We start from the raw sequence: 13,181 nt of genomic DNA, 5'->3' as shown, positions 1-13,181 counted from the left end.
AGGAACCAAAGCGGCACTCTTCCGTTCGCCGTCAGTCTTCTGGCGTGGCCTGGAAAAACACCTGAAATTTCCATCTGTTGCTTCCCGTCACGAAAGCGAGGGAGTGAGCGGGCAGTGAGGCCGGCCCCGGTGGCCCGCGTATTTTTCCGAAGAGAAAAACGCGCGAACCTGCCGCGATCGGCGGCAGGATATGATCCATAAAGTGGATAAAGCAAAAGCACAGGGGAGGTCATCATGCGGAATCCTTCGACCCGGCATGCAACTCTTGCCGCCAGCATCACCGCAAGTCTTCTGCTCGTCGGACTTCCGGCTGCAGCACAGACAATCGCCATGCCCGCATCCGCCTATTACGACCTGGGCAATCTATCTCCTCAGACCGCGCAATTCATCAATACGGCTTTGCCGACCGCGCAATTCCTCGATGAGGCCAGCCGAATGGCCTTGCGGAAATCGCACAATCGCAATCTGCGGCAGGCAGCACATACGATAGCCATGCGGCAGATGATAGCCGCCAATTCAATGACGGCCTTCCTCAATGCAGGTACGCCGACCGCAGGGCTGATGACTGGACGTTCGGTGGCCGCGCCACAGCCGGCCAATCCGCTCGCCCCTGTCGGCAATATGGTCATGGTGCCGATCGATGCCGCAGGCAATATCGTCGGCAATGTGTTGACCGGCGGCGCACCCGGCGCCCAACCCATGGCCCGATATCCGACCGCTATAGCGCTGCTGCCGAATCAGATCGAAGATCTCAAACGCCTCGCGGCCCGGCGCGGGACAGCCTTTGACCGTCTCTATGTGGCGACCCAACTCGACGCCATGGCACAGCTTCTCACCATCTATCGCGATTATGAACAGAATGGCGACAACGACGCCTTACGCCGCGTCACCCAGCATGAAATTCCCCTGTTAGAACAGGACATAGGGCGCTTGAGGCGCCTCTGACTTGTCGCCTGGCAAGAACGGGACGAGCCGCAATGAGCAGTTCACTTCGGGTCGACCGGACGGTCCGGATTCGTCGCCTCGCCCCGGTCTGACCAGCCAAGCAAGACCTTGGTGGGGACGAAATGCCCCTCTTCATGGTCGTCGCGGCCAGAAAGCTTGAAAATGATGGAGGGGGCCATGACCATGACCGACGTCAAGATGGTCCGCCGCCATCAACGCATTTGTCAAATAGGCTTTTGCGCTGGCGATCGCCTCCCTCAGCGTAAGACCATGCGCCAGATAAGCGGCGATCGCCGAGGCAAGGGTGCATCCCGTTCCATGAGTGTTGCGCGTGGCGATTCTCGGGGCAGAGAAAATCTCTTTCCCTGTCGGGGTGCAAAGCAGATCCTGCGCGACAGGTCCCTCGCAATGTCCTCCCTTGATCAGAACCGCACGGGCCCCTTCTGCCAGAAGCGCTTCACCTAATGCCTGCATCTCCTGCTGATTCGTAGCGACCGGCCGCCCCGTGAGATGAGCCGCCTCAGCGAGGTTGGGTGTGACCAAGGTGGCAATCGGCAGGAGATCAGCCTTGATCGCCGCGATCAGATCGGGCGTCGACAGCGAATCCCCGCTCGTCGCCGCCAGAACCGGATCGAGAATGATGAAGGGTGGCGCATGCCGGGCGAGACAATCGGCGACGGTGCGCGCGATCTCGGCCGTCGCCAGCATGCCGATTTTGACCGCTGCGACGCGGCTATCATCGAAGATTGCCTCGATCTGCGCGGCTACGAAATCAGGCGGCGGCACATGAAAACCGCGCACACCTTGCGTATTCTGGACGGTGAGGGCGGTCAGGACCGCCATCCCATGGCATCCAAGCGCCCCAAAGGTTTTGAGATCGGCCTGGATTCCAGCGCCTCCGCTCGGGTCCGAACCCGCTATGCTTAGAACATTGGGGATGGCGCCGCTTCGCAACGACTCGAAAGGGGAAGAAATACTCATATCCCGCGCCGCAGCATCGCCATCAAGAATCCACCACCCATTTGCTGCACCGCAATCAGCGCATGCCCCCCACGGACCTGCCTCTCCAAAATAGGCAGAAACCACCGTCTTCCAACCGGCTTGAGCGCTTGCTTACCGAGAAAAATGCGTCCGAATGAGCGTGAAATGCCAAACACACCCGTAACGCCTCCATATAACCCGGATCCCTTCCTGCCTGCCGCAGGACTCCAAGGAGGAGCCATTTTCAAAAGCTTGGCGCACCGTACCCCAAATGGGATATGCACAAATTCCGAATATAGGCTAATATTGGGAAAATCGCGCAATGCATAAATGACTGACATGAAAATGAAAACATTTTCTATTTCAGTAAAGTTCAAAAGAGCCTTTCAAGGCGAGGATCTACACTGTCGATTTTGAAGCTAAATCACATTCTCTAAATTTAATTCTGTTGGTGAAAGTTTTTTTCGTAAGAGGGGGATCTTTTCGGGAAAGGGGAACCAATTGTTGAGCTTCCGGTTGCAGCTCTATTGGCAATTACGCCAGCGAATATAGAGAGGGACCGTCGCCACACATTTTTGCGGCACAACGGAACCTGCAGCATATCGAAGCGTTTGGTTCAATATTACGTGAGATGCTGCGATGCGAAAGCGGACGGTAGCTCCCGTGCCAACCGCATCCTTGGGGAGAGGAATGGTTTTCAGGTTCCGGTCGCCTCAAGGGTGGAGAAAGATATTGCTACTGGGAACTCAACGATGAGGTCTAACGACCTTTCCGGAGATACGGTCTTTTTGAACGCACGCATGATCCTAGTGTTTCTGTAAGGTCTTCCTGCCCGCGAACAATGGTGGAAAGGTCCTGAAAATATTATGGTTTCATTGTTCCAGCGACGATCGCCCGTTTTCGGCGAGAGGCAAGGCTGGGACAAGCAAGAGATTATAAAAAGGGATTGTCCGGAGAGCTTGCGCCCCAAACTCGCTGGACTCAGGATTTCATGACGTAGCCCTTTTTAGACGGTAGGAGTCGGACTCGTTCGAACCCTGTCCTTTTGATGAAACCTCGTGTTTCATCCATTCATTGCTGGCTATGCAGGGTGCATGGCAAACTTCTAGCGGCCCCGAAAGGGGCCGCTTTTTTATTTCATGCGGTGATAGAACCAGACCCGCCAAGGCAACAACGCCGATGTCTGACGCCATACCAAACGGACGATATCACCTGACCTCCAAGACCCGGGGATAGGATTCGGCTGATCGTCCTTCATGAGACGAAATGTATCGGAGCCCTTTGTTCGATCTGGCAGCAGCTTCGACGAAGGCCATTATCTGTTCGATGGGAGCCTTTCAACGGCAGCACGTCGCGCTCGATGAATGGCCGCCCATGCTCCCTGTTTTGGAGCGCCCCTCTCAGAAATGTTTCGGATCTATCCGGAAACGCCTCACTCAGAAAAAATCAAACTCTTTTCACAGCAATCGAATCGCAATGCGTCGACCTGAAAAGGGCAACCCTTTTCAGTTCGACGTTCTTGTCTCTCTATTGCTTGATTGGATGTGTCAGATCGCTATTGGCCTGGACATCCGTTTTGACGTCTATGCCTCCGGCTGGCGGTGGCTTGTCGAGATTTTCGACCTGAAACAGACCGAAGGCCTGCATTTCCCGCTCGGTGGGCATGCTCTTGCGGTCCCAGCCGCCACCGAGAGCGCGGATCAGTTCCGTCGACGCTTGCACCAACCGCATCTGGATCTGGACTTCCCGAATACGGGCCGTCAGCGTATTCACCTGCGCAGTAATGACATCAAGGCTGGTGTTCAGACCGCCCTTGTAAAGATCCATCGTCATGGTCTGGGTTTGCGCCGCGGCGCCGACGGCGGCGTGCTGGCGCTTCACCTCCGCGCTCATGCGATTGGTCCGGCTCAATCCGTCTTCAACTTCACGGAAGGCATTGAGCACCGTCGAGCGATAAGTATCGGTGGTCTCGCGATAGGTCGACAGCGCCTGCTGCAGATCGGCACGGCGCAGGCCACCGTCAAAGATCGGCAGGGTCACATCCGCGCCATAAGCCCAGAGGCTGTTGGCAACCTTGAAGAGATTAAGTCCATTATCCGTGAAGCCACCATCGACTCGGATGGAAACATTCGGATAAAAGGCGGCTCGCGCCACGCCGATGATGCGGTTAGCCCGTGCCATCTTACGTTCCGCGGCTGCAATATCGGGCCGGCGTTGCAACAATTCGGAGGGAACGCTCGTCGGAATTTTGGGGATTGACGAACTCAAAGAATTGGCCGGCGCGATATGGAATGCAGAGGGCGCCGTATTGGCGAGAATGGCAATGGCATGTTCCATCACCTGCCGTTGCGCCTGAATGTCGAGTTCCTCGGCCTGGGTAGCGTAGAGCAGATTCTCGGCACGCGCGACATCGAGCTTCGGCGAAACGAGACCTTCGAGCCGTTCCTTGATGATCTTGAGTGATTGCTCATAATAGGCGATCGATTGCTTATAGATCGCATCCTGTGCGTCGAGGCCGCGCAGGGCGAAATAATCCCAGGCGATCTGTGCCTGGAGGCTCAGCTGCGCCGAAGCATATTCAGCCGCCCGCTGTTCGGCGAAATTGAGTTCCGCCCGCGTCGTATTGCGGATGGCCGACCAGATGTCCGGCTCCCAGGACACAAGACCGGCGAAGGTCTGGTCGGAATCGTGCACCGGGTCTGTCGGCGCATTGAACAGGCGATGGATTGACCTTTTGTTATTGGAAGCGCCGAAACCGAGCCCGACTTGCGGGAACAATTGCGATTGCGCCCCCATCATCATGGCGCGCGCCTGAACGAAGCGTTCCGCAGCTGCCTGAAGATCGGCATTGCTGGCGGTCGCCTGCTCTTCGATCTGGTTGAGAACCGGATCGTGATAAAGTTTCCACCAGCCCGGACGCAAAGCCGTATCGGACGGTCGGGCCTCCTTGAAGGGGCCCTTGCCTTCCCATTTTTCGGGTAATGTCAGGTCTGGGGGCTGATAGGCGGGTGCGAGATCGCAGGCGGAGAGGGAGAGAAGAAGCAGAAGACCGCCAGAGCGGGCGCCTGCAGAAAGAAGACAGTTCATTTCTTCGTCTCGTGTCCCGCAGCATGTTCCTCCGCCATTCCAACCTTCTCCTGAGGTGCTTCGGACTGCGCCGTCTCACCGTTCGGCACAGGCGTATTATAGCCAGGGGTTGCCGGAACGATCTTGATCTCCTGCCCTTCCATGAGGGCGGCGGGCGGATTATCCACGATCCGATCTTCCTTCGTAAGGCCGAGTGTGATCTGAACCTGTTCACCCAGGATCTTGCCGGATGTCACCGGCTTGAAATGGATGTGATTGTCAGACGTTACGGTGGCAACCTGCAAGCCTTCCTCCTCGAACACGAGAGAGCTCGTCGGCACGGTCAGGATATGAGGATCCGCCGGAGCCGTCAACTTGACTGTTGCATAAGAACCTGGCCAGAGAGCCGCATCGTCATTGTCAATGATGAATTCCGTGACGACCGTACGCGTATTCGTGTCGAACCCTTTGGCGGTCGTGAGATATTTAGCAGTAAAATGGCGTTCGGGATATTGCGGCACCACGACATCCGCGACCAATTCCGGTTTGAGGATGCTGGCGAATACTTCTGGGACGGAAACGAAAAGACGCATGGCATGTGTATCGGCAACGGAGAACAATTCCGTCGCATTGCCGGACGCTCCCATATTGCCGTGTCCCTGATCCACATAATCGCCGACATTGATCGAACGCGCGGTAATCACTCCATCGAAGGGAGCGACGATTTTCTTGAATTTCTGCAGCGCCTCGAAACGCGCGACATTCTGTTTCGCGGCATCGACCAGAGCAGCTTCGGATTTTTCATTGGCCTCCTGCACCGAAATCGACTGTTCCGAAACGGCTTGCGACTTGCGCAAAGCGCGCCAGCGGTCGGCGGTGACGACTGCGAGATTATATTTCGCCTCGGCCGAACGCAGATTGGCCTGCGCCTCGGAATATTGCGCATCGAGCGTCGGCGTGTTGATTTCCGCGAGGAGGTCACCCTCCTTCACACGGGCGCCATAATCCTTGTACCACATTTTGACGTAGCCGGAGACCTGCGCATAGATCGGTGCCTGATACCAGGCATCGGCCGTACCTGGCAGGGTCAACGTCTCTTCCTTCGGCCCCGGCTGCGGATTGACCACTGAAACGCGCATGATCGCGCCTTCGGCGGTCTCCTCGGCCACTTCCTTCGCCGTATTGATGCGGGTGTAAACCTGGTAGCCGACAAATCCACCGAGGATGAGAATGACAATGAATGCGCGTCCCGCGCCTTTACCCTTGCGCATCACGCGCCCTCCTTCTTGCGGCTGGCCCGGCCGTAAATCAAAGCATAGACACAGGGAACGAAGAGCAGCGTCGCGAAAGTCGCCACCGTCAGACCGCCAATCACCGCGCGGCCGAGAGGAGCGTTCTGCGAATTGCTCATGGACATGGGTAACATGCCGATAATCATGGCGGAAGCCGTCATGATAACAGGGCGGATACGGCCATAGCCTGCCTCGATCGCGGCCCTGATGCCATCGCCATGCACTTCATAGCGTTCGCGCGCGAAGGAGACGACCAGGATCGAATTGGCCGTCGCCGTGCCCATGCACATGATGGCGCCCGTCAAAGCAGGAATGGACAGATTGGTCCCCGTGAGGAACAGGCCCCAGGCAATGCCGGCCAAGGCGCCGGGAAGCGCCGTAATGATGATGAACGGATCAACCCAGGACTGGAAGTTCACCACGATCAGCAGATAGACGAGCGCGACGGAAAGGACGAGGCCGCCGACGAGCTGCACATAAGAGCTATGCATCGTCTCAGCCTGGCCACGCACGTCGACGGCGGCGCCACGCGGCAACTCATCTTCCATGGAAGCGATGACCTTGTTGACATCCTCAAGAACACCACCAAGATCACGCCCCTCGTTGGCGACATAGACATCGAAGAGCGGGATGAGATTATAGTGTGCGACCTGTCCCGGCGTTCCCTTCGGCTCCAGCGAACTCATGCTGCCCAGAAACTGCGGTGGCTTTCCATCCGGATTGCCATCCCCCTTGCCGACGGGAATGGTCAGGAGATCGTTGACGCTCGTCATCTGCTCCTGTGGCGTATAGATGTTGATCGGATAGGAAAGACCGTTTTCCGGGTTGAGCCAATAGGCCTGGTGAACCTGCTGGCTGCCGGAGAGGGTGATCAACTCGTTATTGGCCAGATCCTCCTCGGTCATACCGGTGCCGAGACCGAAGGTGCGGTTGCCGCTGACGAGAATGGTCGGCGTCCGCATCGTCTGCTGGATCGTGACATCGGCGGCGCCGGGAATGGTGCGCAGCCGGTCGGCGAGCTTGCGGGCGAATTCATAATTCTTCGTCGCCTCAAGACCGGAGATCTGGACATCGATCGGCGAGGGCGAGCCGAAGTTCAGGATCTTGGCCGTCAGATCGGCCGGCTGGAAGGTGAAGATCGTACCGGGGAAACGCTCCGACAGACCCTTGCGCAGAGTGCGCCGGTAATCCCAGACGGGAGATTCTTCGTTCTTCAGCGAGATCGTCAGGTCGCAATCCTGCGTGCCGATCGTCGGCGTCGGAATGAAGGCGAGATTATGCGGTCCGACCGGCAGGCCGCAATTGTTCACGATATTCTCGACCTGCCCCGGCAGCAGCCGTTCGATCTCCTCATTGACGAGCGAGACGATGCGGCCGGTGACCTCGATACGCGTGCCGAGCGGGGCGCGCATATGCATTTGCAAAGTGCCTGATTTGATCTCGGGGAAGAAGTCGCGTCCGCTGAAGTAGAACAGGCTCAGCGAAGCAAGTGCCACGATGAGAAAGACCGTGATGAAACTGCCACGATGCGCGACCGACCTTTCCAGCAGGCTCCGGTAGTTTTCCCGGAAGCTCGAAAAGCCTTTTTCGAACCCTTTCTGGAAACGGCTGAAAAAGCCCGGCTGCTTGCCTTCGTGGGCGGCAGCGGCATGAGCGCCGGGCATACCCGCCGCCGCATCGTGCTGCGCCTGCCGGTGCACGGCCTCGTCATAGGCTATTTCCTGCTGCGCGTCCCTGAGCGCCATGGCATGGGCATGTTCCTCGACTGCCTCTTCTTCCCGCGCAACGGCAGGGCTCTGGTCCAAAGGCTCGCCATAGACCCGCTCGCGATTTACCAGAGCCTGAGCCTGAGCCACCGGGTCCTCATCGGCCGATGCACCGAGCCCGGACGCCACGGCATGATGAGCGTCGTCCTCGTGATGAGCGCCGTCATGAGAATCTCCATGAGACTCCCCGTGAGCCCCTCCATGGGCATGACCGGCGAGCAGATATTTCGCCATGGTCGGCACCAGGGTACGCGACAGGATGAAAGAAGCGATCATGGCGAAAGTGATGGCTTCGGCCATGGGCATGAACAGCCAGCCGGAAACACCCGACAGGGTGAACAAGGGGAACCAGACGATACAGATACACAAAGTCGCGACGAAGGTCGGCACCACGATCTGGTTGGCGGCATCGATAATCGCCGTCTCGATATCCTTGCCCATTTCGAGATGGGTATCGATATTCTCGATCATCACCGTCGCGTCATCGACGAGAATACCGACGGCGAGCGCGAGACCGCCGAGCGTCATGACGTTGATGGTCTGCCCCGCCCAGCCGAGCCCGATGATCGCGCAGAGAATGGCGAGCGGGATCGAGGTCGCGATAATGACCGTAGCGCGCCAGGAACCGAGGAACAGCAGAACGACAATGCCGGTGAGCGCCGCGGCGGTCGCCATTTCGCGGACCACGTCCTTGATCGAATCCTTCACGAAGATAGACGCATCGTTCAGAAGCCGGACATGCACATCCGGTGGCAGCAATTTCTGCAGGCGCGGCATCAGATCCTTGACACCCTGCACCACGTCGAGCGTCGAAGCCTCGCCGCTCTTCATCACGACGACGAGAACCGCCTGATTGCCCTTCACGAGAACCGAATTGGTCTGCGGCGGTCCGGACAGGGAGACATCAGCAATGTCGCGCAGATGAATGTAGGCATTACCCACTTTCTTGATCGGCAGATCCTCGAACCGTTCGACCGACATGGGAATGGCGTTGGTCTGCACCATCCAGTCCTTGCGGCCGATCTTCTGGTCGCCCGCGGGCAGGACGATACTCTGTTTCTCGAAAGCCTTTTCGACATCCATGCTGGAGAGATTATGCGCCAGCAATTGGTCCTGCTTGAGATTGACGAGCAGGAACGGCGGCTTGCCGCCATAGGGATGCGGAATGATCGCCCCCGGCACCGTAACGACGAAGGGACGGATACGGGCAAAGGCGAGATTGTAGAGATCGGCCGGCGTCCTTTTGTCGGAAGTGACCTGCATGGTGACGACCGGCACCGAGGACGCCTCGAGGCGCATGATCATCGGCGGCGAAATGCCTGGCGGCAATTGCGGGATGACCGTCTGCGAAATGGCGACCACGTCGGCTTCCGCCGGGCCGAGATCCGTGCCTGGCTGGAAATAGATATTAACGATGGCGCTGCCGTAATAAGAAATACTTTCGATGTGCTCGATGCCTTCGACGGTCGAAGTCACCGCCTGTTCATAATAGCGCGTGATACGGCCGCCGACATCTTCCGGCATGAGACCAGCATAGGTCCAAACGACGGAGACGACGGGAATCTTGATGTTGGGAAAGACGTCGGTCGGCGTCTTGAAGACCGACATGACGCCGAACATGAGAATGAGCAGGGACAGAACAACGAATGTATAGGGCCGCCGCAACGCGGTAACGACGATGGCATTCATGAGCGGGCCCCTTCAGACATCGGGCAAAACATCGGAGAAGTGACAGGAAAAGATCTTGTGAAATCAGACCATATAAAAGCGTGACGGCGACGGTTCCGTCTGCGCAGGCCAGAATTGGGTAATGCCGAGTATATGGTCAATGATCGGTCTCTTCCCTTACGAACAAGCAGCACCCTCCGACAAGTCTCATCGATCACGACCGACGTGGTCAATAAGATTTGGCGGAAAGCCATTGCCCCTCCCCGCGCGGCCAGATTCTCTAAGAGAAAGAATTCTCTTAGAGAGATCATCCCACTGCCTCATGCGCATCAGGATTTGCAATTTGAGGGGCAGCGCGGAACCTACAGGCATTCGCCGCAGGATACGAAGTAAAAACCAATTTAAGATCAGTATCATAGAACATAAATATATGAAATTATTTTTTATATTCCCATTTCACATGACTAATTTTTAAAAATCCGTCTCAATAAATTAAATTCTTTCCATTCTACCATAATGCGGCAGAAATCCTCATGCACGGAAGGTTGAAAGCGCTCGAAATTGGCAGGCGGGTGGATGAATTGCCTTCGGCGGCTGCCAGATCACCAGAACCGGCTCAATCGCTCCGCTTTGGGCGGGCGGCGGCGAGAACGCTTCTCAAAGTGCTGATTCCACGATTGATCATGGAATTGAGTCAGCGTTTTCTCAACCTATCGGGATCAGTGAAGCCCGGAGGGAAAGCCGCCGCAATGCTCATAAATGGATATAAGCAAAGCCCATACCCTGAAGGCGGGCAAGTTCCGCGACGCCACTCGGCACGATATCGTCCTCCTGCACGCCGTAAAGGGTCTTCCAATCGATGTTCCGTTCCCGCAACGTGTTGCCACAGATCAGAAACCGCACTTTTTTCGCGCGCAGCCCGTCGAGAAATGTCGCCAGTTCCTTGTTAGTATTTGCGAATTGAAACAGCTCGACGCCATTTGCATGGCTGACGACGCGTATCTCGACATGATCCTGTCCGACCGCCGCGATGTGGTTATTGATACTGTTTAGCATACGCTTGAAGTAAGCGGCGGCATCTCCCGCATTGCCATCATTATGATAGACGACTTTCTGATCGGTGTAATATCCTGCGGGAGCATCCATCATAGCGGCACCGGTGAAAGTGAAATGACCAGAAAATACCAGTAGCGCTGCGGCAATGACGATCCGGTAGAATATTGACATCCTCATCTTCCCCCTGAAAAACCATCAAGCCGTGAAACCTATCCAGATGGTTCCTGACCAATCCGCCTTGATGGATCAGGATATTTCGACGAGCCTGAGCATGCGGCGCAACGCTCCATCCGGTAACGCTTTTCAAGGCTCGAACCCGGGCTCCCCGCCCGCCGTTGGGTATCGCGCCCCGCAATATCATTGGCCGGCTTGCTTCTTTCGTGCATCGGCGACGGCCTGTTTGAACCCTTCATAGTCGAGCGTCGAGGTTCTGAACGGACCGACGAGATAGACGGGCGTTCCTTCAAGACCGAGTGCATTCGCCTGATCAAGATTGCGCCGCAGCAAAGCCGTGATGGCATCGGCATGGGTCGCGGCATCGGCTTGCAACCGGCCCATATCGACACCCGTCGCCTTGACGGCGGCCAGCATCGCATCCTCCTTGATGCGACGGCCGGGAAGATCCATCAAAGCCTTGTGGACCGTTTCATATTGGCCCTGATAAGCCGCCGCGAGTGCCAGTTTCGCGCCATAGACGGAAGCGGCGGAAAGGATCGGCCAATCCTTGTAGACAAGGCGAATATGACCATCGGTCTTGACGATTTTCTCGAGTTCCGGCGCCGATTTCTTGCAATAGGGGCAATTGTAATCAAGAAAGGCGACAATCGTGACGTCGCCCTTCGGATTGCCACCCGCAGGCGCATCGGGATCATGCAGAATTGCATCGACATCCAGTGTCTGCGCCTGGACGGGGAGATTGCCCATGAGCGCCGCGGAGAGCAAACAGATCGAAAGGAACAAGCTGGAGACAAAGGCTCTGCGCTGCATATCCAAACCCGCTCCATTCCCTGATGGTCTATAGAGACACGATCAGTATCTTATATCAGCCTGAAAGCGAAGCTTTCATTGAAGGACAATGCTGCAGGGGCAATCGTTCACACCTTGGATTGACCTTCCATTGCCGAGGCAGAAATCTGCCGGTCCAGGCCCGGCCTTTTGTTCGCGAGCGCGAGCATTTCTTCAGAAATTGATATCGTCTGGCCGATTTCATGCGGTCAAGCAGGCTGGATAGACCGCCATAGAGTGTTGCCGCACCAACAGCGCGCTTTCAGGGACCATAGAAAAATGGTGGCGGCGGCGCCTCTCTTCAGGAAGAGGGTCGCGGGTCCTTCAGCACTTCCGGCATCTCCTTCCCGTTAATAGTCGTCGATGTCGGCTGCGCCTGCGGAAAGATACCGTGAGAAAAGAAGACCCTGTCGGATGGAGACCAATAGTCCCTGGTGGACGGTGCCATAGCGGTCGAGGTCGACTGTGCCTGCGGCACCATGCCATGGGCATAAAATTGAAGATCGTCACGCGAGGGCGGCAGAAGGGTGAAATACCCATCCCTGACAGCCTGGACCGTCGCAGGGCTGGAGCCGAACGGTCCTATCGTCTCCTGGCTTCTCTTCGACAAGCTCTTGGACAAGCTCTTGGACAAATGGCTTCGCTTGGGCGAAGGCTGGCTCATGCGCGTGGCATTGCGCTTGGGCGCCGGCCTCTTCATTGGTTCACCGATCGGTTCGCCCATCTGTTCGGCATTGTAGAACACGCCAGCGCCTTGGCTATTCCGGGCCATCGTCGCGGCAGGCCGGGTTTGCTGCCCGGCAAACGCAAAGGACGCGCCGAAAAGGATGCAGGAGGCGAAGACGGCGGCGCGCTGTTCCAGCGTGCACCTGGAAAAAGCCATTGAACTGCCTCGCATTCTTTCTCGCGAAATAGCCAAGGAAACGGCCTGATCCGCGAACCGACCGCTTAGTCAGGAAAGGCCACGGCGCTCATTCAACGGCGAAACGTCACAAAAGTTTCGCTAAACTTTCACAAATGGAAGACACAAACAGAACAATCGGTCACTCGCTTCCAATCTTTGGGGATCAACCTCCCGATCATAATGGTCCTTCGGCTCGATGATCCGGCTAACCCGCATTTGATGCGGGCAATGTGTGCCCGCCTTGCCGAGAGAGACAATCCATTCAACGGCTACGCCAACCCGAGGCGCACGAGAGCAATTCCGCCGACATCGTCTGCGACGCCGTCAACACCTTGATCTTCACTCAGAGCTTACAGAATCGAACCGGCGAGCAGCGCCTGATCTCATACGATAGCCTCCTCTGTCTCACTCATGCGACGCCGTCTCAAATTTGAGACGGTGGAAATCTGCCGTCTCAACCTTCGGCGGGATATCGGTTCGCAGGGTGATCTCTTATCT

The 13,181-nt window shown here is 56.9% G+C and carries 9 protein-coding genes; 1 reads left to right on the top strand and 8 read right to left on the bottom strand.

Translation table 11 applies throughout. The annotated features are described in order from the left end of the window. The first annotated feature begins 234 nt into the window (after positions 1 to 234). A complete protein-coding gene (locus DL88_RS03985; protein WP_034991891.1) occupies positions 235 to 945 on the top strand; it encodes a DUF4142 domain-containing protein in 711 nt (236 codons plus the stop codon). A gap of 132 nt (positions 946 to 1,077) precedes the next feature. Here DL88_RS03985 and thiD read toward each other — a convergent pair whose 3' ends face one another. From thiD to DL88_RS03945, 8 genes are all read right to left on the bottom strand, one after another. Continuing rightward, a complete protein-coding gene (gene thiD / locus DL88_RS03980) occupies positions 1,078 to 1,926 on the bottom strand; it encodes a bifunctional hydroxymethylpyrimidine kinase/phosphomethylpyrimidine kinase (RefSeq protein WP_051955553.1) in 849 nt (282 codons plus the stop codon). After that, positions 1,923 to 2,303, bottom strand: coding sequence for a hypothetical protein (locus tag DL88_RS03975; RefSeq protein ID WP_034991889.1), 381 nt, complete (start codon positions 2,301 to 2,303; stop codon positions 1,923 to 1,925). Before DL88_RS03975 ends, thiD begins: the two co-directional genes overlap by 4 nt. A gap of 1,150 nt (positions 2,304 to 3,453) precedes the next feature. Next, positions 3,454 to 5,013 (bottom strand): efflux transporter outer membrane subunit, encoded by a 1,560-nt coding sequence (locus DL88_RS03970; protein WP_034991888.1) that lies wholly within the window; start codon positions 5,011 to 5,013, stop codon positions 3,454 to 3,456. Further along, positions 5,010 to 6,263 (bottom strand): efflux RND transporter periplasmic adaptor subunit, encoded by a 1,254-nt coding sequence (locus DL88_RS03965; RefSeq protein ID WP_034991887.1) that lies wholly within the window; start codon positions 6,261 to 6,263, stop codon positions 5,010 to 5,012. The genes DL88_RS03970 and DL88_RS03965 overlap by 4 nt, the downstream gene beginning before the upstream one ends. After that, the gene (locus DL88_RS03960; RefSeq protein WP_034991886.1) at positions 6,263 to 9,739 is read right to left on the bottom strand and encodes an efflux RND transporter permease subunit; all 3,477 of its coding nucleotides are present in this window, start codon (positions 9,737 to 9,739) and stop codon (positions 6,263 to 6,265) included. Before DL88_RS03960 ends, DL88_RS03965 begins: the two co-directional genes overlap by 1 nt. A 732-nt stretch (positions 9,740 to 10,471) precedes the next feature. Beyond that, positions 10,472 to 10,945 (bottom strand): DsrE family protein, encoded by a 474-nt coding sequence (locus tag DL88_RS03955; protein WP_034991883.1) that lies wholly within the window; start codon positions 10,943 to 10,945, stop codon positions 10,472 to 10,474. A gap of 186 nt (positions 10,946 to 11,131) precedes the next feature. Beyond that, a complete protein-coding gene (locus DL88_RS03950; protein ID WP_034991880.1) occupies positions 11,132 to 11,761 on the bottom strand; it encodes a DsbA family protein in 630 nt (209 codons plus the stop codon). Between the two features lie 319 nt (positions 11,762 to 12,080). Beyond that, the gene (locus DL88_RS03945; protein WP_034991877.1) at positions 12,081 to 12,662 is read right to left on the bottom strand and encodes a hypothetical protein; all 582 of its coding nucleotides are present in this window, start codon (positions 12,660 to 12,662) and stop codon (positions 12,081 to 12,083) included. Positions 12,663 to 13,181: the final 519 nt, after the last annotated feature.

Source organism: Beijerinckia mobilis (genome assembly GCF_000745425.1).
Classification (GTDB): domain Bacteria; phylum Pseudomonadota; class Alphaproteobacteria; order Rhizobiales; family Beijerinckiaceae; genus Beijerinckia; species Beijerinckia mobilis.
This window is presented reverse-complemented; position numbering and strand designations above follow the sequence as displayed.